18 protein-coding genes and 1 pseudogene are annotated in these 22,187 nt (G+C 70.7%); 7 read left to right on the top strand and 12 right to left on the bottom strand.

The genetic code is table 11. The features are described from left to right. From AC1DW8_RS12400 to AC1DW8_RS12380, 5 genes and pseudogenes are all read right to left on the bottom strand, one after another. Positions 1–127 (bottom strand): annotated as a pseudogene (locus AC1DW8_RS12400) (IS481 family transposase); the annotation flags it as partial. 1,448 nt (positions 128–1,575) lie between these two features. Continuing rightward, positions 1,576–2,418 (bottom strand): hypothetical protein, encoded by an 843-nt coding sequence (locus tag AC1DW8_RS12395; RefSeq protein ID WP_478094322.1) that lies wholly within the window; start codon positions 2,416–2,418, stop codon positions 1,576–1,578. Then, on the bottom strand, positions 2,415–3,071 hold the full coding sequence (locus AC1DW8_RS12390) for a SigE family RNA polymerase sigma factor (RefSeq protein WP_478094320.1): 657 nt from the start codon (positions 3,069–3,071) through the stop codon (positions 2,415–2,417). Before AC1DW8_RS12390 ends, AC1DW8_RS12395 begins: the two co-directional genes overlap by 4 nt. Positions 3,072–3,293: 222 nt before the next feature. Beyond that, a complete protein-coding gene (locus AC1DW8_RS12385; RefSeq protein ID WP_478094318.1) occupies positions 3,294–6,149 on the bottom strand; it encodes a helix-turn-helix transcriptional regulator in 2,856 nt (951 codons plus the stop codon). Between the two features lie 69 nt (positions 6,150–6,218). Then, positions 6,219–6,449 carry a hypothetical protein gene (locus tag AC1DW8_RS12380; RefSeq protein WP_478094316.1) on the bottom strand — a complete coding sequence of 77 codons (231 nt, stop codon included), beginning with the start codon at positions 6,447–6,449 and terminating at the stop codon, positions 6,219–6,221. Positions 6,450–7,529: 1,080 nt separating this feature from the next. Here AC1DW8_RS12380 and AC1DW8_RS12375 point away from each other — a divergent pair. Both AC1DW8_RS12375 and AC1DW8_RS12370 read left to right on the top strand, forming a co-directional pair. After that, positions 7,530–8,660, top strand: a complete 1,131-nt coding sequence (locus AC1DW8_RS12375; RefSeq protein ID WP_478094314.1) for a hypothetical protein — start codon at positions 7,530–7,532, stop codon at positions 8,658–8,660. Beyond that, a complete protein-coding gene (locus tag AC1DW8_RS12370) occupies positions 8,657–9,133 on the top strand; it encodes a GNAT family N-acetyltransferase (protein WP_478094312.1) in 477 nt (158 codons plus the stop codon). Before AC1DW8_RS12375 ends, AC1DW8_RS12370 begins: the two co-directional genes overlap by 4 nt. 152 nt (positions 9,134–9,285) lie before the next feature. Here the strand turns inward: AC1DW8_RS12370 and AC1DW8_RS12365 are convergent, their stop codons facing one another. Then, complete coding sequence (locus AC1DW8_RS12365) at positions 9,286–10,521, bottom strand: MFS transporter (RefSeq protein WP_056826489.1); 1,236 nt, start codon at positions 10,519–10,521, stop codon at positions 9,286–9,288. Between the two features lie 188 nt (positions 10,522–10,709). After that, entirely contained in the window at positions 10,710–13,205 is a 2,496-nt protein-coding gene (locus tag AC1DW8_RS12360; RefSeq protein WP_478094308.1) for an HAD-IC family P-type ATPase, read from the bottom strand. A gap of 173 nt (positions 13,206–13,378) precedes the next feature. Between AC1DW8_RS12360 and AC1DW8_RS12355 the strand changes: the two genes are divergently transcribed. The 3 genes from AC1DW8_RS12355 (at position 13,379) to AC1DW8_RS12345 (ending at position 16,667) form a co-directional block, all read left to right on the top strand. Continuing rightward, the gene (locus tag AC1DW8_RS12355; protein ID WP_056773693.1) at positions 13,379–14,827 is read left to right on the top strand and encodes an NAD-dependent malic enzyme; all 1,449 of its coding nucleotides are present in this window, start codon (positions 13,379–13,381) and stop codon (positions 14,825–14,827) included. Positions 14,828–14,844: 17 nt separating this feature from the next. Next, entirely contained in the window at positions 14,845–16,176 is a 1,332-nt protein-coding gene (locus AC1DW8_RS12350) for an MFS transporter (RefSeq protein ID WP_056826487.1), read from the top strand. A gap of 128 nt (positions 16,177–16,304) precedes the next feature. Then, positions 16,305–16,667: an MmcQ/YjbR family DNA-binding protein gene (locus AC1DW8_RS12345; protein WP_056826486.1), complete on the top strand. Its 363-nt coding sequence runs from the start codon at positions 16,305–16,307 to the stop codon at positions 16,665–16,667. Positions 16,668–16,751: 84 nt separating this feature from the next. Here the strand turns inward: AC1DW8_RS12345 and AC1DW8_RS12340 are convergent, their stop codons facing one another. From AC1DW8_RS12340 to AC1DW8_RS12325, 4 genes are all read right to left on the bottom strand, one after another. After that, positions 16,752–17,978 carry an MFS transporter gene (locus AC1DW8_RS12340; RefSeq protein ID WP_056773682.1) on the bottom strand — a complete coding sequence of 409 codons (1,227 nt, stop codon included), beginning with the start codon at positions 17,976–17,978 and terminating at the stop codon, positions 16,752–16,754. Continuing rightward, a complete protein-coding gene (locus tag AC1DW8_RS12335; RefSeq protein ID WP_478094304.1) occupies positions 17,975–18,436 on the bottom strand; it encodes a MarR family winged helix-turn-helix transcriptional regulator in 462 nt (153 codons plus the stop codon). Before AC1DW8_RS12335 ends, AC1DW8_RS12340 begins: the two co-directional genes overlap by 4 nt. A gap of 103 nt (positions 18,437–18,539) precedes the next feature. Further along, on the bottom strand, positions 18,540–18,761 hold the full coding sequence (locus AC1DW8_RS12330; RefSeq protein WP_478094302.1) for a hypothetical protein: 222 nt from the start codon (positions 18,759–18,761) through the stop codon (positions 18,540–18,542). A 106-nt stretch (positions 18,762–18,867) separates the two neighbouring features. Further along, complete coding sequence (locus tag AC1DW8_RS12325; protein ID WP_056773673.1) at positions 18,868–19,416, bottom strand: TetR/AcrR family transcriptional regulator; 549 nt, start codon at positions 19,414–19,416, stop codon at positions 18,868–18,870. Between the two features lie 231 nt (positions 19,417–19,647). Here AC1DW8_RS12325 and AC1DW8_RS12320 point away from each other — a divergent pair, with 231 nt between their 5' ends. Beyond that, on the top strand, positions 19,648–19,887 hold the full coding sequence (locus tag AC1DW8_RS12320; RefSeq protein WP_056773671.1) for a hypothetical protein: 240 nt from the start codon (positions 19,648–19,650) through the stop codon (positions 19,885–19,887). A gap of 8 nt (positions 19,888–19,895) precedes the next feature. Next, positions 19,896–21,632, top strand: coding sequence for an MFS transporter (locus AC1DW8_RS12315; RefSeq protein ID WP_478094299.1), 1,737 nt, complete (start codon positions 19,896–19,898; stop codon positions 21,630–21,632). Here AC1DW8_RS12315 and AC1DW8_RS12310 read toward each other — a convergent pair. Then, positions 21,556–22,074 carry an inorganic diphosphatase gene (locus AC1DW8_RS12310; protein ID WP_020145122.1) on the bottom strand — a complete coding sequence of 173 codons (519 nt, stop codon included), beginning with the start codon at positions 22,072–22,074 and terminating at the stop codon, positions 21,556–21,558. The genes AC1DW8_RS12315 and AC1DW8_RS12310 overlap by 77 nt on opposite strands. Positions 22,075–22,187 lie beyond the last annotated feature (113 nt).

The raw sequence follows: 22,187 nt of genomic DNA, 5'->3' as shown, positions 1-22,187 counted from the left end.
GTTTGACCGTGGGCCACGAGCACTGGAACCGGGCCGCAACCTCCGCGATCGGCACGTGCTGGTCGACGACGAGCTGGGCCACCCGGAGCCGGGCGCGTGGGGTGAGGGCAGCGTTAGCGTGGGACACGAGGGCCTCCTGTTTGGCGAAGTGAACCTTGAGCAGTTCCACTCCACCGCGGGAGGCCCTCCCACGTCAGCAGCTCAGAGCGATGAGTCGCATTCCCTCAACCAACGTGCCCGGTCAGTACAGCTAGCTCAGCATCCCGTTCGGTGAAGAGTTTCTGTACTGGCTCAAGCTGCGCCTGCGGCGCAGAAAAGCGCGGGACCCCGCGATGGGGACCCCGCGCTTCGGCGCTGGCGCGCCTACGCGCACCCCACCGCACCCCGCGCTTCCACGAACATGGGCGGCGCGCGGCCTGTCGAAAGCCGACTCGAAGATTTATGGCCCGGACTCAAGCGCCTGGACGAGGGAGGCCCCAGCCGTCGCCGCTCGGGCACAGGCCCATGGAGGACCACTGCCCACCTCGACAGCCACCTGGTCACTAACGGCCCGCTCGGCTGAGCGCATCGAGCGCCTTCTGCGCGGCACCTTCCCGAGCGGCCGGGTGAAGGTCGATGCGCAAACCCGCCGGGTCGGGATCTGCCCCGAACGTGCCCCCGACGTGCCCCCGACCGCCCTCAACAGCCATGCCAGCCAGCACCACATGGCAGGCGCCCCGAGCATGAGCGCGACCCAAAACGGCGTCGAGGACGAACTCGTAATGAATAGGTCATCGGTTCGATTCCGATAAGCGGCTCCAGCAACGCCCCCGGCCCTGCCGGGGGCGTTTCTGCAGGTCAGGAGCCTGAAGCACCTCATTGAGGAGGGCGCTGCCGGCCCGGCGTGGGGCTACACTCTGCCGCCGATTGCCTCCGGGTGACCATCTATGTCCATCAACCTTCGCTTGGCGTATTCTGCCGCCGCGCGCCACCAGCCGGGCTGAGCCTCCGAGACAACCTGGAGTCTGACCCACGGCAGGCGAATTGGGGCAGGCCGCGAGCGTTCGAGGGCGTTCGTGAGCGTCCGTATCTGCCGATGACAGTGCGCTGCCCACGCACCGGACGATCGGGAGTCCTGAACGGCTAACGCTTCCTGCCGTCTCGCCAGTGCACGAACCGCGAAACCTTCGGTGACCTCATTGGCCAGGCGAGCCGCCGTCATGAACTCATGCCCGTGGAGCAGATGCGTATGGAGAAGGGCCTGACGTAGGGTGACGCCGACGCTCCGTGCGCCTCCCCTGTGGGGCGACGAGTTCCTTGCCGGCAGCGCTCTGCTGAGTGTCCGTCCGAACGTCGTCATCCCGGTCGAGCAAGCGAGCGACACCACCGTCTTTCGTGCGCCGTCGCCGCCGAGCAGATCCGCAAAGTCCCGAACGGGGAGCCACCACCCCCCGTTGAACATCTTCAACGCATCGGCGCGACCGTGGCCGGTGAGGATGACGTGACTGATGCTGGATCCAACGGCTGGTCACCGACTTGGCGGTGGGGTAGAGCCCAACAGAACAGCCGTACACCCGGTCGCATCGCCGCACCTGCCTACTTAACTGAGGCCACCTGCCGTGAGAGTGCCTTGAGCGCGTGGTTCGTCAAGAGACCCACCGTGTTCTGCGGGCGGTCCGACCAGCCGTTGAGGGACTCGAACACGATGAGCAGCCTCCCCGCACGAGCCACGGTCAGGCTGTAAGCGCTGTAGCTACGGTCGCGTCCTCCGGTGCCGGGCTGCCTCGTGATGCTCCCGGCGAACTGTTGCTCGATGCGCGGGTAATCCTGCATCAACCAGTCCTCGATGTGGAAGTAGGTGACCTTGAGGCTTGGGTCGGGACGCGCGCGGCACAAGACGAGTTCCTGACGTAGATGCTTGACCGCAGCCGTGGCATCAGTAGCTCGGCCGAACCAGAGCGCGTAGACGTTCATCCGTCCACTCGAGAGGGCGCCGGTGGCGAACTGCTGCCGAGCTCGTTGCAGGTAGCCGGCACCCTGCACCTGCTCCGCGCCCAAGGTGTAAGGGTCGGTGATGCAGTCCAGCTGGTGCGGCTGCGTAGTCGTGCGCTCGGTTCGTTCGGCCGGCAGCTGGTAGAGCAGGTCGTTCCACTCGGCCGCGGACAGCAGCGGGTCAGTCGTGAACACACTTCCCGCAGGAGCGCTCCAAGTAGACCGCGCCGGGACCGCCGTGACCAGATTGGCTGGCGCTCCTCTGCCGCCACCGACCCCGACCGCGACGGCGAGCACCACCACAAGTGCGGCAGCAGCGGACCCGGCCACAGCACGACGTATCCGGCGCGCACGCTCAGCTCGGCGCCGAACCTGGTCCGGAGGAGGCATCACACCGGAGAGCGCCTCGGCGGACTCGTGCAGCCTCTCAGTGAGCGCGTCCATCATCGCTCCTCCTCACGTTGAACAAGGGCGGGTTCGCCGGTGCCGATGGCGCCGCCGTCTGCCAAGGACTCAAACAGCGCTGCCCGACCCCGCACGAGCTGCTGCTTGACAGCCGACACGCTCAGCCCGGTCTCCTGCGCCACCTGCGCCACGGGCAGGTCCGCGAGATGGTGCAGCACGATCGCCACGCGCTGCGCCTCGGGCAGCCTTGCCAGCGCCGCGATCAGCACGACATGGTCGGCGTCCAGCTCAGGCAGCTCCGTTGGAGGACCGTGCCGCCGCCATGCCACCGTGGAGTTGCGGATCCGCCGCCAGCGACTCACCGCAAGCCGCCGTGAAACCGTCCGCACCCACGCCTCGGGGGAAGCCGCGCCACGCACGAGCGACCACCGTGTCCAGGCTCGCTCGAAGGCTTCCTGGGCCAGGTCCCTCGCCTCGGCGGGGTCGCTGGTGAGCATGGCAAGTTCACGCGTGACGCGGGAGGCATTGGCGGTGTAGAACGCGTCGAATTCCGCCGCAGGGCCCACCCCACCTTCAGGACGCTCCACAGCGCCCCCCTTCCTCACCTTTGCACGGATCGGCGATCCGTGAGCGGCGGGGGCGGTGGTGAGCGTGGCAGCCACGCGCAAGCCCGCGGCGGTCAGGCGAGCAATCATGAAGGTTCTCCTTGATCTGGTGCGGCGGCCCCGGTGCCACCACCACCAGAGTTCGCCCGCTCCCCCCTTCCTCGCATCGGGAGAACTCCCACACCTCGCACCTGTCGCTTCCAACGACCGAAGCGATCGGTACGCCTCCTGAGAGCGCGCAGAGCCGCGGTATGGAGCGCGAGTTTCGATCCGGCAAGCACCCAGGCAGCTTCAAGAATCCGTGTCAGTCGCTTAGGCGCTGTCGGGGTCGCGGCTGGAGCGGGCGAGGGCGGCTGCCTGTCCTCGGTTGGGGACGCCCAGCTTGGTGAGTACGCGTCCGACGTGGGCGCTGGCGGTCTTTTCGGTGATGAAGAGGGCGGAGGCGATGGCGCGGTCGGTCGCCCCGGTAGCGACGAGGTCGAGGACCTCACGCTCTCGGGGCGTGAGCCGGTTCAGCGGGCCTGGGCCGCCACCGTCGAGAGGGAGGGTGACTCGGAATCGTCGGGCGGCCTGGGCGGCTTGTTGCTCGATCCACCCGGCGCTGATCCCGCGGGCCTCGTGCCAGATGGTGACGAGCAGTTCTTTGCCCTCTTCGCGTGCGCCGTGTTCGAGCAGGGCTCGGGCCAGCTCGAGTCGCGGACGAAGCGCCGTGTATCTGCCGTGGCTGGCGGCCAGTTCGCTCGCGCTGCGCCATTCCTCGACCCCATGTCCTCCTTCGAGCTGAGCCTTGTAGGCCACGGCGCTGCACAGCTGCATCCCGTACCAGCTCCTTGCCCATTGCGTGGACAGGCGGCTCTGGGCGAAGTCGAGCGCGGCACTGGCCGTCCGCGTGAGGGCGTCCGAGGGCTCGGCGCCGGTCCTCGCGGCAAGGACTTGGGCGCGGAAACCGTAGGCGGCGAGCCCGGCCTGCAGGAGGGGGGAGTCGGTGGCGGCGAGCTCGAGGACCAGCCGCTCCGTGGTCCAGAGCACGCCGTCGACGTCGTCCACCTGCTCGTAGGCCTCGATGAGCCGCGGCGTGTGGTCGAGCGTCAGCCGGTGGTCGGGGTGCACGGCGGCTGCCGCTTGTTCGACTTTGAGTGCAGCGGCGCCCTCACCGCGCGCGAGCATCAGCCAGACGCGGAGCCAGTCCTGGCGAAACGCAGACCCTCCGGGCAGACAAGCCTCGCGGAAGAGTTGCTCGGCCGCAGCCAGCTGGCCGTCCCGGACCAGCCACTCCACCTCCTGCTCGGCGGCGAACGCCACGTACCGGGGCAGGCCGGCCTGCTCGGCGGCGGACCTGGTCCGTCGCGCCAGCGTCAGCCCTTCGTCGATCCGCCCGAGGAGCAGGAGGTAGAAGGCGAGCTCGCTCGCGAGATCCAGTGCAGCCCCGGTCTGGTCGGCCTGCTCGGCATCGCGCACCGCCGTCCTGAACACCGCGAGGCTCTCGTCGCACCGGCCGAGCTGCCACAGCGCGTTGAACACGCCCCACCGGGCCTCGGGGACGACGTCCGCTGCTCCTGTCGACAGCGCAACCTCGAGTGCCCGCTCGGCGAAGTCGAGCTGTGGGCCGACCGCGTTCATGTGGTGCTGGTGAAAGGCGCCTGCCACCAGAGCCTCCGCGAGCTCCCGGCTGGGGGTGGTCCCCGCGAGTGCGAGGGCCTTGTCCAGCGCCTCTGCCTGAGGTAGGACCCCGGAGATCTGGCTGTACTCGCTGACGATCGCGGTGTACACGCGACAGGCTGCAAGCGGGTCACCGCCGGCAGGGAGCAGCTCGACGGCCTGGCGCAGCAGGGCGTGCACGCGTTCCGGGTCGTCGCTGTAGAGCACTCTGGCGGCCAGTACCGGCAGGTCGGTGCGGGCCAAGCCGGAGCGACCGCCGGCGTCGGGGACCTGGTCCCACAGCTCCAAGGCTCGTTCGAAGTGGTCAGCCGCGGCCCCGGCGCCGAACTGCTTGCCCGCCAGACCGGCCCACACCGAGGCGTCGAAAGCCAAGGGCAGGTCATGTGCGGCGTAGGCGTGCAGCGCCAGCGCCGCGCCGTACTGCCAGCGTTGCGCGGCAGCGCCGGCCTCGACCCTGGCGGTCAGCGCTCGGGCGTAGGCCGCGTGCAGCTGCGCGCGTTGCGAGGGGAGCAGATCAGCGGAGACTGCCTCGCGCAGCAGGGCATGACGGAATGAGAAGACATCGCCCCGTCGTACGAGAACGTTCGCGTCCAGCAGAGCCTGCAGCGCCGCCGCGTACTCGTCGGGACTCAGCTCGCTCGCGTCCTGCAGCAGGTCGAGGTCGACGATGGTGCCACCGGCCGACGCAAGCTGGGCCAGGCGTCTCGGCACGGCCGGGAGTCGGTCGACGTGCCGCAGCAAGAGGTCGTGCAAGAGCACGGGGATGCCGTCCTCCTCGTCGAGCAGCTCTTCCACGAAGAGCGGGTTGCCGCCGCTGCGCGTGAGCAGCGACGGGATGGATCTCCGCGTCAGGTTCTGGCCGGTGCGTCGACGAACGAGCTCTGCGATTGGGCCGGCGCTCAGTCCGTGCAGTTCCAGGCGCAACGTGCCCGGCGTCCGAGCTAGTTCCACGAGGACCGGCCGGAGCGGGTGCTCGCGACCTAGCTCTTCGGTGCGGAAGGTCAGTCCCAGGATCAGCGGCGCGCGGCAGGTCCGGACGAGAGCGATCGCCCAGCTGCGCACCGACTTGTCGGCCCAGTGCACGTCCTCGAGGACGAGCACGAACGGAGCGGCTTCGGCGAGAGCCTCGGCGGCCGCCAGCAGCTCTTCCAGTGAGCGCGCGGTTCCCGGGTTGGCGTCCGCGAGCCAGGCCACCGACGCCGGTACGTCGCGGTGTGGGCCGCCGGAGCGCACCAGCGTCCGAAGCGCTTCCACCACGGGCCCGAACGGCGGCCCGGTAGCAAGGTCCAGGCAGTGACCCACGCCGAAGCCGAGCCCCAGAGCCGATGCACGAGAGCCCACCGCGTGCACGAAGGTGGTCTTGCCCATGCCGGCGTCACCGCCGAGCAGCAAAGCACTGGCGTGCCCATCGGGAGTGGCGTTGCCCATCACGGAGCGGAGCAGCCCGTCGGCCTCGGCAAGCTCCTCGTCCCTGCCGATGGGCTCCTGGAGGTCGAACGCTCGCGCCACTGGTCACTCTCCGACGGTCCTGACGGCTTGACCCCTTCCGTCAAGGGTAGGCGGAAGGGGTCAATGCATTCAGAGGAACGCGCCAGCGGGGTCGTTGAGCACGAGCACGAGCTCGTTGTGGACTCCACTCCGATGGGTGGCGGCGTAGTCGAGGCGTAGCTCTTGCAGGAGCGACGCGACCCTGGTGTCCCTGGCGGTGCCGGCCCTCGGGTCCTCATGGATCGGCGATCCGTGAGCGGCCGGGGCGACGGTGAGCGTGGCGGCCACGAGCAGGCCCGCAGCGGTCAGGCGAGCAGTCATGAAAGTTCTCCTTGATCTGGTGCGGCGGCCTCAGTGCCACCACCACCAGAGTTCGCCCCCGCTCCCCTCCCTCGCATCGGGAGAAGTCCCACATCTCACGCCTTTCGCTACCCATGACCTAAGCGATGATCAGGACGCTCGAGCGCGAACAAAGCCGTGCGATCAAGATGTAAGCCCAGCACGTGGAAAGAGGGACACATACCGCGATCAGGTGAGTGACGGCGCGTTCCGGGTGCATCCGGACTCCGGTGTCTCCCGCCGATCGTGCTCGAACTCGTAGGCGCACTCGCTATACATGCCGTCACTGTCGTTCCCATAGCCGACGTGCTCAGACCAGGGATGACGGCAGGGGGGCAGTCGCCGAGAGCTCGTTTCTGTCGAGACAATTCTCGACGCTGCCGCAGGCGATCGATCGGGCTTCTCAAAGCACGAGCATGCCCGACGCTAGGTCCGGCCCGGATCTGCTGCTGATGCCCAGGTCCAGCAGTTGGTGCGCAACGCGGGAGGGCTGTTCCGACGGTTCCCTTAGATCTCTTAGCCGACATGTGTCGCGAGCATCACGGGCGCTGAGGCGTCCAAGCCTGCGTTCGTACATCTAACTGGCCATCCATCACGGAGCATCCGACCGGCGGTCTGTGGACGCCTGTGGACTCCGATTCCGGCGGGCACGAGAGTCGCACGGCTGGCTCACAGCGCTCGTAATGAATAGGTCATCGGTTCGATTCCGATAAGCGGCTCGGCTCGAGGCCCCGTCACCTGCGTTCGTCGCAGGAGGCGGGGCCTTCTCCGTGCCCCGACACGCGACGGCGCCGAGCCCCATGGCCCGCGGGACGGCATACTCCCGGGAATGACGAAGGAGCCCACCTGCGCGCGCAGGACGGGCTCCTTCGAGGCTGGTGCGGATGGGGGGGTGCGTGCCAGCCGTGGGGGTGTTACAGGTGTGACAGTAATGAACCTGTAGCCACGTGTACGGACTTTCGACGAATTTGTGCCGAGAAGTTTTGGAATGGTGGGTCGTGGGGCTTTTGTCGAAAATCCCCGGCAGAGCCCTGGCCGTCGTCGATCTGGCACAGTGACCCGGTGAGCGCGACCCCGGCAGACGTGGACCAGGACGTCCTGGCCGAGACGCTGGCCGTCGCGGGCCGCCTCGTCGGGGGCCCGCTGCGAGCGGTGGGTCAGCCCTTCCCCGGCAGTCGTCGCACGCTCGTCGTGCGAACCGTCGACCCGTCGGGCCGCTCGTTCGTGGTCAAGCGCTACCTCAGCGAGGAGGGGTGGGAGGCGTATGCCCGCGAGGCGTCCGCGCTCGAGGCGCTGACCGGGGTCGCTCAGACGCCGACGCTCGTGGCCGAGTCCAGCGACCCGCGCCTCGTCGTCATGGGCGACCTCGGGGACGGCACGCACCTGGCCGACGCGCTCCTCGGTGACGACGCCGACCGGGCCGCGGCCAAGCTGTCCGGGTGGGCCACAGCGGTGGCCGGTCTGCACCGGGCCGGGCACCAGGTGCGCGACACCTTCGAGGCCGGTGTGCTGGCCCGCTCGTCGGAGCCGGTCGACGTCGACTACCTGCCGGCACATCTCGCCGAGGCCGTCTCGGTGTGGAACCGCCTCGCCGCTGCCCTCGACGTCGCTGTGCCTGACGGGACGTTCGACGTGCTCGCGAGCGTGCCGGAACGTTTCCGGGTCGACGCCTGCAGTCTGTCCGCAGCCGACATGTGCCCCGACAACAACCTCGTCCGCGACACCCGCCTCGTCCTGCTCGACTTCGAGTTCGCCTTGTGGCGACCGATCGTCTGGGACGCGGCCTACCTCAGGGTGCCGTGGCCGACGTGCTGGTGCGCCTGGTCGCTCGAGACGTCTGCCGCGGAGGTGGCACTGGGGCGATGGCGGGACGCCGTGGCGGTGGAGTGGCCCGAGGTGCTGGGTTCCGACTTCGACCACGACCTCGACCTCGCGACGGAGGCCTGGGCCTGGCTCGCCGGCAGCTGGTGCCTGGCCGGACTCGTCGACGGGGAGCCGCAGCGGGTCAACCCGGTCAAGCCGATGCCGCGCATGCCCGACCGCGTGCTCCGCTTCCTGCGCACCGCCGCGGCCGGTCGGGCGCTGCCCGAGCTCGCCGAGGTCGCGCTGCGCCTGGCGCGTGCCGTCGAGACGACGTATGCCGCCACCGACGTGCCGCTCGCCCCCGCGTTCACCGGTGGTGCGTTCCGGTGACCGCCTGGACGACCCGGCGGGCGACCGCCGCCGATGCTTCGGTCGTGGTCGGGCTGCGGGCGCTGATGTTCTCGGCGATGGGCGTGCCGGGCGTCGACGACCCGGCCTGGCGGGAGGCGGCCACCGCGTGGTTCGAGCGGGAGCTCGACGGCGGACGTGCCTGCGTCGTCGTGGCCGAGGACGCCGACGGTGAGGTCGTGGCCGGGGCGATGGCGGGGCTCCGCTTCGAGACCCCCTCGCCGGTCAACCCGAACGGTGTCTGGGGTCTCGTCAACAACGTCGCGACCCACCCTCGGGCGCGCCGGCAGGGGCTGGCCCGGGCGTGCGTCGTGGGCGTCCTCGACTGGTTGCGCGACGAGACGGAGGCGACGGTCGTCGAGCTCTTCGCGACGGGGGAGGGGGCAGGGCTCTACGAGGAGCTCGGCTTCACCCCGACGGCCTGGCCCGCGATGCGCCTCCGCCTCGACCGCTGAAGAACCGCCGGTTCGGGGCCGCGGCGCCGGGGTGGCCGGGGGTGCTGGCTGGCGCCAGGTGTGTGCCCTCGCCCCAGAGGTGCGCGGTGCACCGCGCACCCGCACGTCGAGGGCGCACTCGTGGTGCGACCGCGCACCGGTCTGTTCCCGGCTCAGGGGACGGGCGCTGGCGCGGCCTCGTGGGGCTGGGCGCGCTCGAGGACCCGCCGGAATCCCCACGACACGAGGACGGCTGCGGCGCCGGCACCGACCGTGACGGCATACGCCGGCGTGTGCCCGCCCCAGTCGGCGAGGCGCCCGGCCAGCGCGGCTCCGAGCGCGTAGCCGAGCCCGGTGGCCGCGGCGAGGGCCGTCATCGCGGCGCCGGTGCGTGACGGCGGAGTGACGCGCTCGCCCAGGGTGAACGTCGTGATCATGTAGGGCGCGACCGTGAGGCCGAGCACGAGCAGGACGGGGACGAGAGCGGGCAGCGACCCGACGAGCAGGAGCGGCGCCGAGAGGGCGAGCAGGCCGACGGCGAACCACCGCAGCCGTGCCGACAGCGCGAACCGCGCGGGCAGTCCTGCGACGGCGAGACCGGCGATGACGCTGCCGACGCCGAGCAGGGCGTGGAAGTAGCCCGTGAGGCCGGGGGAGCCCGCAGCGGTGGCGAGGACGGACGTGCCGGTCTGGACCGACCCGAAGACGGTGCCGACGAGCAGCTGGGCGGCGCACAGGACGACGACGGCGGGTGTCATCAGTCGGCCGACGGCGCCGGTCGTCCGCGACGTCGCGGCGTGCGTGACCGCTGCGGTCTCGTGCAGGGCGAACCACGTGCCGAAGACGGCGAGGCCCGCGGCCGCCAGCGCCAAGGCCGCCGTGGGGCTGGCGACGGAGACGCCGAGCCCCACGAGCGCCGGGCCGAGCACGAAGGAGGCCTCGTCGGCCGCGCCCTCGTAGGAGAAGGCGGCGTCGACGAGCCGGTGCTGGCGGGCGCCGGTCTCGGCGGTGATGGGGCGCCAGCGCACGCGGGCCAGCGGACCGATCTGCGGCAGAAGGAGACCCGCGACCGCGCTGGCGACCGCGGCCACGCCCCAAGGGAGTCCGGCGTTGACCACGAGGAGGATGCCGACGAGGCCGGCCGCCCCGGCGAGCGACTGGAAGGCGACGACCCGGCGCTGGCCGAGCCGGTCGGCCCGGGCACCCCAGAAGGGTGCCCCGACGGCGTTGGCCACGGCGAGGGCGCCAGCGCAGAAGCCGCCCGCGCCATAGCTGCCGGTGGCGGACGACACGAGCAGGAGGGTGCCCAGCTGGCTCATCGCGAGCGGCATACGAGCCAGGAAGGCGACGACGATGTAGGTGCGCCCGGTGAGGCCGAAGAGGTGGCGGTAGGAGTCGATGGGTGACACGTGAGCAGCTCCGGATCTGGTCGCGGGGTACGCGACAACGGGTGCGTGCCTACCCGCCCAACAGGTCACGCCAGATCCCTGTGCACCTCCCAGTGTAGGGCGTCGCGGACCGGTGCCCGGTCGCTGCTCACCGGCCGGTGCGGGCGGAGGGCAGCGGGCGGAGGGCGGCGACGATCCGCCCAGGTGCGTCAGTCGCGCATGTGGTGGGCCTGGCGCACCGACGGCGAGAGCCGGTAGATCACCTCGACCAGCCCCGCGCCGACGGCACCGACCGCGAGCGACTGCCAGACGAGCGGCAGGGGCGCGTCGAGGTTGAAGAAGGTGGCGGCGAACGGCCAGACGAACGCCGTGACGGCGAGCCCGACCATCGCGGCGACGAGGACGGCCTTCCACAGCCGGAAGGGCCGGGCGAGCACGACGAGGATCCAGAAGAAGACGGTGAGGAGCGTGATCGTCGCTCCGCTGCCCGGCTGCCAGCACGCGACGTCGGCGACGGTCTTCGCGCCGGTCTCGACGGCACACCGGGTCGAGAACTCGTCCGGCGGCACGCCGTAGCCGCTGCCCGCGAGCAGGTAGGACGTGATGACGGCGACGCCCGCGACGGCGCCGGACGGCACGGCGAAACGCAGGATGCGTCCGAGGAAGCCGGAGAGGTAGCGGCGCTTGTTGGGTCCGAGGGCGAGGAAGAACGCCGGGATGCCGATGGTCACGGCCGACACGAGCGTCAGGTGGCGCGGCAGGAACGGGAAGGGAACGGCGATGAGCGCTGCAGCGAGGATGGCGACGAGGCTCATCGCGTTCTTGGCGAGGAAGAGGTTGGCGACGCGCTCGACGTTGCCGATGACGCGGCGTCCCTCGGCGAGCACGTCGGGCAGGTGCGAGAACCGCCCGTCGAGCAGGACGAGCTCGGCCACCGCCTTGGTGGCCTGGGCGCCGTTGCCCATGGCCACGCCGATGTCGGCGTCCTTGAGGGCGAGCGCGTCGTTGACGCCGTCTCCGGTCATCGCCACGACGTGACCGTCGGCCTGGAGCGCGTGCACGAAGGCGCGCTTCTGCTCGGGGGTGACCCGGCCGAAGACCGTGTGCGTCGCGAGGACCTCCCTCAGGGCGTCCTCGTCGTCGGGCAGGGTGCGCGCGTCGACGGGCTCACCGACGTCGAGCCCCACGGTCCGGGCCACGGCGGCGACGGTGACGGGGTTGTCGCCCGAGATGACCTTGATGGCGACCCCCTGCTCGGCGAAGTAGTCGAGCGTCGCCTTGGCGTCCGGGCGCACCTGCTCGGTGAGGGTCACGAGGGCGGCCGGGGTGATGTCGGCCGGCAGCGTCGCCTCGGTGAGGTGCGCGTCGCTCCGGGCGAGCAGGACGACGCGTCGCCCGGAGTCCGCGAGCGCGGCGACCCGTGCCCGGATCGTCTCGAGCACCTCAGGCGGCGACGGCTGCGGGTCCGCGGCGAGCAGCACCTCCGGCGCGCCGAGCACCCACGTCGAGCGCTCGGCGAAGCACGCCGCGCTCCACTTGCGGGAGGAGTTGAACGGGATCGTCTGCGTGCGCTCCCAGCCGGGCGCCTCGATGACCGCGGCCACGGCGGTCAGGGTGCCGTTGGCGTTCGGGTCGTCGGCGAGCGCCCCCAGCGCGCAACGGATCTCGTCGGCGTCCTGCCCGTCGAGGGTGTGCGCGTCCTCGAAGGCGATCTCGCCCGCGGTCAACGTCCCCGTCTTGTCGAGGCAGACGACGTCGACCCGGGCGAGGCCCTCGACGGCCGGGAGCTGCTGGACGAGGACGTTGCGGCGCGTCAGCTGCACCGCCGACAGCAGGAACGCGACCGAGGTGAGGAGCACGAGACCCTCGGGCACGAGGCCGACGACGCCCGCCGCCGAGCGGAGGACGACCTCGCGCCAGCCCTGGTCGCCGACGGTGCGCCACTGCGACCAGATGGCGATGGGCAGGGCGCCGACGATGACCCAGGTGATGTAGGTCAGCAGGGTGTTGATCGAGTCCTGGATCTCCGAGCGCGTGCGCGTGAACTTCCTTGCGTCAGCGGCGATCCGGTTGACGTAGGCGTCGGCACCGACCTGGCTCGCGTGATAGCGGCCCGACCCCGCGACGACGCTCGTGCCCGACATGATGTCGTCGCCCTCGCCGTGCGGCACCGGATCGGACTCGCCGGTGAGGTTCGCCTCGTTGAGCTCGAGCCCGGCGCTCGCCAGGAGGGTGCCGTCGGCGGGCACCTCGTCGCCCGTGCGCAGCTCGATGAGGTCGTCCTGCACCACCTCGGTCGTCGGCACGACCCGCACCTCGCCGTCGCGCACGACCCGCGTCGTCGGGGCGTTGAGCAGCGCGAGCCGGTCGAGCTTCCGCTTGGCGAGGTACTCCTGGACGATGCCGATGGCGGAGTTGACGACGAGGACGATCCCGAAGAGCCCGTCGGCGAACGACCCCGTCACCATGACGAGGACGAAGAGGGCGCCGAGGATCGCGTTGAAGCGGGTCAGCACGTTGGCCCGGACGATCTCGCCGATCGAGCGCGACGTCCGCTCGGTCAGCGCGTTGACGGCGCCACGCGAGACGCGCTCGGCCACCTCGGCACCCGTCAGTCCCTCGGGCCGGGTCAGGGTCGCCCCGCCAGGGGTCCTGCCGTCCGTCGTCCCGTGTGTCGGGCCGTGTGTCGCCCCGTCTGTCGTCACCGGCCCATTGTCGTATGCCGGGTGCTCGCCTCCGCGGTGGAACGCGCGCGAGCGCTGCGGAGGCGTCTCGGGAAGGCGGCGCGACGGCATACGACCGTCGTCGCGCGGCGGTGGACAAAGGTTACTGATCGGTCTTCGGACGAGGTCCGGGGCGCTTCTCGGGTCGTGGGACGATGGGGCGCGTGACTGAGTCGATCCAACGTGCCCGCGCCACCACTGCCTCCTACTCGATCACGATGCGGATCCACGCCGGCACCGACCCGGCGGTCATCGGGGCCCTCGCGGTCAAGGTCGCCGAGAGCGGCGGCATCACCACGGCGCTCGACATCGTCGACTCGCACCCCGACCGGCTCGTCATCGACCTCACCTGCTCCGCCAGCAACGCCGAGCACTCGACCGAGGTCGTCGACGCCGTGGAGACGCTCGAGGGCGTCCGCGTCCACAAGGTCTCCGACCGCGTCTTCCTGCTGCACCTCGGCGGCAAGATCTCCGTCGAGTCCAAGGTCAACCTGCGCAACCGCCAGGACCTCGCGATGGCCTACACGCCCGGCGTCGGCCGCGTGAGCCAGGCCCTCTTCGAGCACCCCGAGGACGTGCCGCGCCTGACCATCAAGGGCAACTCGGTCGCCGTCGTCACGGACGGCTCGGCCGTGCTCGGGCTCGGCAACATCGGCCCGATGGCGGCGCTTCCGGTCATGGAGGGCAAGGCGGCGCTCTTCAAGCGCTTCGCCGACATCGACGCGTGGCCGATCTGCATCGACACGACCGACGTCGACGAGATCGTGCGCACCGTCGAGCTCATCGCACCCGGCTTCGGCGGCATCAACCTCGAGGACATCGCCGCCCCGCGCTGCTTCGAGATCGAGGCCAAGCTGCGTGAGCGCCTGTCGATCCCCGTCTTCCACGACGACCAGCACGGCACGGCCATCGTCGTGCTCGCCGCGCTGAAGAACGCGCTGCGCTGCATCGACAAGCAGCTGCCCGACGCGCGCATCGTCGTCTCCGGTGGCGGCGCGGCCGGTTCGGCGATCGTCCAGCTGCTGCTCGCCGCGGGTGCGGTCGACGTCACCGTCTCCGACCGTCCGGGCCTGCTCAACCGGGACGACGAGTCCCTGACGCCGGCGTGGCGCGACCTCGCCGAGAAGACCAACCCGCGCGGCCTCACCGGCACGCTGCGCGACGGCCTCCAGGGCGCCGACGTCTTCATCGGCGTGAGCGCACCCCACATCCTCGCGCCCGAGTGGATCGACGAGATGGCCGAGAAGCGCATCGTCTTCGCGCTCGCCAACCCCGACCCCGAGGTCGACATCTACGAGGCGACGCAGCGCGCCACCGTCGTGGCCTCGGGCCGCAGCGACTACCCGAACCAGATCAACAACGTGCTGGCCTTCCCCGGCGTCTTCCGCGGTCTGCTCGACGCCCGGGCGACCGACGTCACGACCGAGATGCTCATCAAGGCCGCCGACGCCATCGCCTCGGTCGTCACCGACGAGCAGCTCAACCCGAACTACATCATCCCGAGCGTCTTCCAGCCCGACATGAGCAAGACCGTCGCCAAGGCGATCGTCGACTGCGTGCCCAAGGCCCCGGCGAAGAACATCCCGATGACCGGCGCCAACTGAGGAGCACGACCCACCGGATGACGAGCACGACCCATCCCGGACAGCGTTACCCGCTCGACGGCCGCCGCGCCTGGGCGGTGTGGGCGGCCGCCATCTCGGTCTACGTCCTCGCCGTCTTCCACCGCACCTCGCTCGGTGTCGCCGGTCTCGAGGCCGCCGACCGCTTCGGCATCAGCAGCTCGCAGCTGTCGACCTTCACGATCGTCCAGGTCTTCGTCTACGCGGCGATGCAGCTGCCGGTCGGGGCGCTGCTCGACCGCTACGGCAGCAAGCGGATGCTCGGGGTCGGGCTCACCCTGCTGACGGTGGCCCAGTTCGGCTTCGCGTTCGTCCACGCCTTCCCCGCCGCCCTGCTCTGCCGGGTGCTGCTCGGCATGGGCGACGCCATGGTGTTCATCTCGGTGCTGCGCCTCGTCGCGCTGTGGTTCTCACCGCGCCGCACGCCGATGGTGACGCAGCTGACCGGCGTCCTCGGGCAGCTCGGGGCGTTCGCCGCCGCCGGGCCGCTCGCGGCCGCGCTCGACCACTTCGGCTGGACCCCGTCGTATGCCGTCGCGGCGTCGGTCGGCGTGCTCACGGGGGTCGCGCTCGTCGTCGTCGTCAAGGACAGCCCCTACGTCGACCACCACCGCGACGAGCTGCGGCTGCGGGCCATCGCGCGCACCCTGCGGGCGGCGTGGCTCGTGCCGGGGACCCGGCTCGGGCTGTGGTCGCACTTCACGTCGCAGTTCGCCGCCAACATGTTCACGATGTTGTGGGGCTTCCCGTTCCTCGTTGCAGGACAAGGAGTCTCGGCGTCGACGGCGAGTGTGCTGCTCATGCTCATGGTCGTGACGACGGTCGTTTCGAGCCCTGTCATCGGCACGCTGACGATGCGCTACCCGTTCTCGCGCAGCACCCTCGTGCTGTGGATCGTGGCCGCCGCGATCGCCGCCTGGACAGTCGTGCTGCTCTGGCCCGGACGCGCGCCGCTGTGGATGCTCGTCGTCCTCGTCGTGCTCATCGCCATCGGCGGTCCGGGCTCGATGATCGGCTTCGACCTCGCGCGCACGTTCAACCCGCCGACCCGCATCGGCAGTGCCTCGGGCATCGTCAACACCGGCGGCTTCATCGCGACGTTGACGGCGGTGGCCCTCGTCGGCGTCGTCCTCGACCGGGTCGCACCCGGGGGGCCGCCGACGTGGGACGTCGACGCGTTCCGGGTCGCGATGACGGTGCAGTACCCCGTGTGGGCGCTCGGGATCGTGCAGATCCTGCGCTACCGGCACAGGGCGCGGCGCGCGGCCCTCGAGGCCGACCCTGACGCGTACGCCGCCATGCAGGCCGGCCGCTCCGTCACCTTCCACTGACGGCCCCCCTCTCAACCGTCGAGAGGCCACGTTCTGCGGGTCCGCACCCGTCGAAAGGCCACGTTTCGTGGGTGCCGACCCGTCGAAAGGCCACGTTCTGCGGTCTAGCCTGCTCGGGAGGAGGAGCGATGGCGACGTGGGCGGACGTGGACGAGCTGGCCGGGCGCCTGCCCGGCGCGGTGCTCGGGGTCGCCCACGAGGGCTCTCCCGCCTGGCACGCCGGACGGCATACGTTCGCTCGTCTGCGCTGGGACGACGACGGGCGCGAGCTCGTCCAGGTGTGGACCGGCGAGATGGACACCGAGCAGGCGCTCGCGGACCGGCGCGACACATTCGTGCGGATCGACACGTTCCGCTACCGCGTCACGGTGTGGGCGCGCCTCGACCGCCTCGACCGGGCTGAGCTCGCGGAGCTGCTCGTCGACTCCTATGACATCCGCGGCGGGCGCCGCCGGCGGGGTGACACCGACCTGGCCGACCTCCTGGGCTGAACCGTCCAAAGGCCACGAACCGGGTTCTCGCCCTGCGGGGGCGGCCCGGTTCGTGGCCTTTCGACGGTTGGAGAGGGTGGGGCCTCAGGCGTCGCCGACGGTGAGGGCCTCGGCCTCGGTGCGGGACGTGACCTCCTCGGCGCCGTGTCCGGGCGCCTCGTCGAGCGCGCTGATGATCCGGCGAGCGGTGAGGAGCACGAGGACGGCCAGCACGACCGCGGCCGAGCCCACCCAGAAGGGCAGGTGGATCGACTTCTCGCCGAGGTTGCCGGCGAGCCACGGAGCGACGGCGCCGCCGCTGAAGCGGACGAAGGAGTAGGCCGCCGACGCGACCCCGCGCTCGACGGGGGAGACCTTCATGACCGTCTCGGTGATGAGTGTGTTGTTCACGCCGAGGAAGGCGCCGGCGAGGATGACGCCGACGACCAGCACGGTCTTGTTCTCGGTCCACATCGCCATGGCGGCGAGGATGACCGCGAAGCCGAGCAGCGCGCCGACGATGCCGGCCAGCGTGCCGAAGCGGCGCTGGATCATCGGGGCGACGAAGACCGACGTGATGGCGAGCAGCACGCCCCAGCCGAAGAAGATGAACCCGATCTCGTGCGCCCCCATCGCAAGCGGGAAGGGCGTGAAGGCGAGCAGGGTGAAGAAGCCGAAGTTGTAGAGCAGCGCCGTGATGCCGACCGTGAGCAGGCCACGGTGGCCGAGGGCACGCAGGGGCGCCGTGATCGAGGTCGGGTTCTCGGCCGGCGGGGTCTTCGGCAGCGTGGTCAGCGTCGCGATGAACGCGACGGCCATGAGAACGGCGACGCCGTAGAACGGCCAGCGCCAGGAGATGCCGCCGAGCCAGCCGCCGAGCAGCGGGCCGGTCGCGATGCCGACACCGAGAGCGGCCTCGTAGAGGATGATCGCCTGCTTGACCGAGCCGGACGCCGCGTTGACGATCGTCGCCAGGGCGGTCGCGATGAAGAGCGCGTTGCCGAGGCCCCAGAGGGCGCGGAAGGCGACGATGCCGCCGACGGTGTCCTGGCTGCCGGCGAAGGCGGCGCCGACGATGATGAGGGCGAGGCCGAGCAGCAAGGTGCGCTTGGCACCGACGCGGCTGCTGACCCAGCCGGTGCCGAGCATCGCGATGCCCATGACGGCGAGGTAGCTGGTGAAGAGGAGCGAGACCTGCGACGGGCCTGCGCCGAGCTCGTCGGCGATCGGCTTGAGGATGGGGTCGACGAGGCCGATGCCCATGAAGGAGATCACGCAGGCGAAGGCGATCGACCAGACGGTCTTGGGTTGGCGCCACATGGTGGTGGTCATCCGTCCTTTCGGGTGGGGTGCGGGACAGGGGCGTCCGCCGCGGCGGCCAGCAGCTCGTCCATGACGTCGATGGCGACGCGGACGCGGTCGAGGGCCGGTCCGTCGAGCTGGTCGAGGGCGGGGGACAGGACGGCCAGTCGGGCCCGACGCACGGTCTCGAGCGCGGCGTGGCCCTCGTCGCTGAGGGAGATCACCGTGGCGCGCGCGTCGTCGGGGTCGGACGCGCGGTGCACCCAGCCCGACGCCTCGAGGCGCTGGAGCTGGGTGGTGATCGTCGGCTGGCTGCTGTGATCGGCGGCCGCGAGGGCGCTGACGCGGGAGGGTCCGAGCTCGTCGAGCAGGGCGAGGAGGCGGGCCTGCGCGAAGGGCACGTCGAACGACGCGTGGCGGCTGGCCCAGCGCGAGAGTCGCGCGGCCGAGCGCAGCAGGTCGTTGCCCAGGGTGGTCGATTCGGTCACTCACTCCAATTTACATAGACAACCTATGCATATCAAGTCGAGCTCACGGGACTGGGGCGGAGCGCTCACTGGAGTGGGACGGGGCGCTCACTCGACTGGGGACTCAGCTGGGCTGGCGGAGCACGCCGTCGGCGGCGCGTTGAACTCGGCGGCATACCTCACGGCGAGTGCCGGGGTGCGCCTCTTTGCCGCCACCACCGATGATGATCGGCACGCCACCAGCCTGCACCGGCGTCGCGAGAGCGGGGGAGTCGATGACGGGGTAGTGGGTTCCGTTGTGGCTGAAGGTCTTCCCGGGCTCGGCAGTCCAGGGTCCGGTGATCACCGCGACCTGCCGGGCAGGCGGAAGGTGGCGGACGTGACGAACGTGCCGAGCCGGATCGTCGACGTCTCACGAGCCTGGTCGACGGTCCTGCCCCTGCAACGACGCGTCAGCCGCGGACGATCCCGTCGACGACGACCTCGAGCATGGGCCTGACGTCGAGGTCGGCGTGGCTCGTGTCGGCGACGCTCGCGACGCCGCTGACGAGGCGCATGACGTTGGCGGCGTCGACGCCCGGGCGCAGCTGGCCCCCGGCGTCGAGGTGGTCGATGACGCGGCGGTTGGCCTCGCCCATGACGCGGCACTTGCGGTACATCGGGGACGCGGGGTCGTCCATGGCGGCGCAGATCTTGCTGGCCGCGCCCCGGTGCAGCGTGATGTGGTCGATGAAGTGCTCGAACCAGCCGAGCAGCATCTCCCGGGCGGGCTGCCCCGTGGCGATGGCGGCGTCGGCGTCGGCGGACACGCGGTCGGTCCAGTCCTGCATGAGGGCGTCGACGAGGGCCTCGCGGGTGGGGAAGTGGCGGTAGAGCGTGCCGGGGCCCACCCCGGCCCGCTTCGCGATCTCGTCGAGCGAGGAGTCAGTGCCGCGCTCGGTGAAGACGATGCGGGCGGTCGCGAGGATCTTGTCGTAGTTGCGCCTGGCGTCGGCGCGCATCGGGCGAGGCATTTTCTCGGGGCTCTCCTGAGCCGGTCCGTCAGCCGAATCCCCTTGGGTGGCAACAGATCCCGGCGACGACTCGAGCGTCGCACTGCCAGCTTCGGCAGGCCTCACGAGAAATCTCCCTTGCTAAAACGGAGACAGTCTCCGTATTGTGGGTCAGGCAGAACCGGAGTGGTTCTCCGCTAATCGTAGCGCCGATCGTCGTCACAGAGGAGTCCGGCACCCATGACCACCACGATCCAGCCCACCCGACAGGCCCGACGCGTCCACCTGTCGCACCTCGCCACGACCCACCGTGCCCCGCTCGTGCCCCGCGGCACCCACGGAGCCGAGGGCACGCACGGCACGCAGGGTGCCAGCGACGGCGAGCGCCGACGCCGCACCCGCGCCACCTCCTTCACACCCATGGCCCGCGACCTCACCGACGAGAGCTCGCACCGCCCGTTCACGCACCACGAATCCTGAGGTCAGAGATGTCGACCAGCACCACCGCATCACCCGTCACCCGACAACCCGAGCGCTCCACGAGGGAGCGGGGCGCCCGACGCGGCGCCATCGGCCTCGGCGTCGTCCTCGTCGCCCAGCTCATGCTCGTGCTCGACGCGACCGTCGTGAACGTCGCGCTCCCGCACATCCAGACCGACCTCGGGTTCACGCCCGCGGGCCTCTCCTGGGTGCTCAACGCCTACACCCTCGCCTTCGGCGGGCTGCTGCTCCTGGGCGGGCGCCTCGGCGACGTCTTCGGGCGACTGCGCATCTTCGAGATCGGCCTGGCGATCTTCACCGTCGCGAGCCTGCTCGGTGGCCTCGCCACGTCCCCCGCCTGGCTCATCGCCGCGCGCACCCTCCAGGGCGTCGGTGCCGCGTTCGCCGCGCCGAGCGTCCTCGCCCTCGTCACGACGAGTGCCCCGAATGAGGCCGCGCGCAACCGCGGGCTGGCGCTCTTCACGGCCGTCTCGTCCGCGGGCGCGTCCATCGGCCTGCTCCTCGGTGGGATCCTCACCGACTACGTGAGCTGGCACTGGACGCTCTTCGTCAACGTCCCGATCGGGGCCGTCGTGCTCGTCCTCGCGCGCCGCTACGTGACCGAGACGCCGAGGATCCGAGGCCGCTTCGACGTGGTCGGCGCGATCACCGCCACCCTCGGCTCCGTCTCCGTCGTGCACGGCTTCATCAGTGCGGCCGACCGCGGCTGGGCGTCGCCCGTGACGATCGGCTCGTTCGTCCTCGGCGTGCTCCTCATCGCGCTCTTCGTGCGCACCGAGGGTCGGGTCAGCTCCCCGCTGCTGCCGCTCGCGCTCGTCCGCAACCGCACCCGCGGGGGAGCCCTCGTGCTCATGGCGCTCGTCGTCGGCGCGCAGTTCTCGACGTTCTTCCTCGTGACGCAGTACCTCCAGCTCGTCCTCGGCTTCAGCCCGGTCGCGACCGGCGCCGCGTTCCTCCCGCTCAGCCTCGCGATCTTCGCGACGTCGCGGGTCAGCGCCCGCCTCGTCGCCAAGGTCGGCCCTCGGCCGATGCTCCTCGTGGGCACGCTGGGCCTCACCGCCAGCTTCGTGTGGCTGAGCACCATGTCGACGACGAGCACGTATGCCGCCCACCTCCTGGGTGCGCTGGTGCTCAACGGCGTGTCGGCCGCGCTCGTCTTCATGCCGGTCACGGTCGTCGTCCTCGGCGGCGTCGACCGCGCCCAGGCCGGCACGGTCTCCGGGCTGCTCCAGACCGCGCAGCAGCTCGGTGGCGCCGTGGGGCTCGCCGCGATCGTCAGCGTCTATGCGTCGCAGGCCGTCCCGGGCCAGTTCGTACCGGGCGTCGAGCCGGCGTTCCTCACGTCGGCGACGTTCACCCTCGTGGCGCTGCTCGTCGCGGCGTTCGTGCTCCGGCCGCGCCCGGCCCAGGCGGTGACCGCATCGTCCGAGCCGACCCGTGAGCCGACTCGAGAGACGGTGGCCGTCGCCGCAGCAGACGCCGGTGGGGTGATCACCCCACCGGACGCCGGTCCATCGCGCATTTCACGTGCAGGCCCACCCTGGTGCCGCACCCGCCGCCGGAGACGGCTGACCCCCGCGACCGGGACAGGCGGCGGGGGTCAGGCACACGGCATACGAACGTCTGTGGGCAGGTGTTGCGGGAGGCTCAGTGCCCCTGCGGCATCGCCCAGCGGGCGGTCGAGGTGCCCTGCTCCTTGGCGCGGTCGAAGGCCTCGCCGATGATCTTCTCGGCGGCCTCGCGGTTGCCCCAGTCCGAGCCCTCGACGTGCTTGCCGGGCTCGAGGTCCTTGTAGCGCTCGAAGAAGTGCTGGATCTCGTCGAGGGTGAACGTGCTGACGTCAGAGATGTCCTGGACGTCGGCGGTGCGCGGGTCGACGGGCACGCAGAGCACCTTGTCGTCACCGCCGGCCTCGTCGGTCATGTGGAAGACACCGATCGGGCGCGCCTCGACGACGACGCCGGGGAAGACCGGCTCGGGCAGCAGCACGAGCGCGTCCAGGGGGTCGCCGTCCTCACCGAGCGAGTCCTCGATGTAGCCGTAGTCGGCGGGGTAGGCCATCGGCGTGAAGAGGTAGCGGTCGAGGCGGATCCGACCGGTCTCGTGGTCGACCTCGTACTTGTTGCGCTGTCCGCGCGGGATCTCGATGGTGACGTCGAACTCCACGTCTTCCCCTTCTTCACGGTCTTCGGGTGCTGTCTCGGGTGCGGCTCGGGTGCCGGAGCACCCGTCGGCGGCTGACAGAATCGTCCGCGACAGTGTGTCAGCAAGGGCGGTCC

It is taken from the genome of Terrabacter sp. P2_E3, assembly GCF_056403915.1.
The sequence above is the reverse complement of the archived record's forward strand: the minus strand, read 5'-3'. Positions and strand labels throughout refer to the sequence as shown.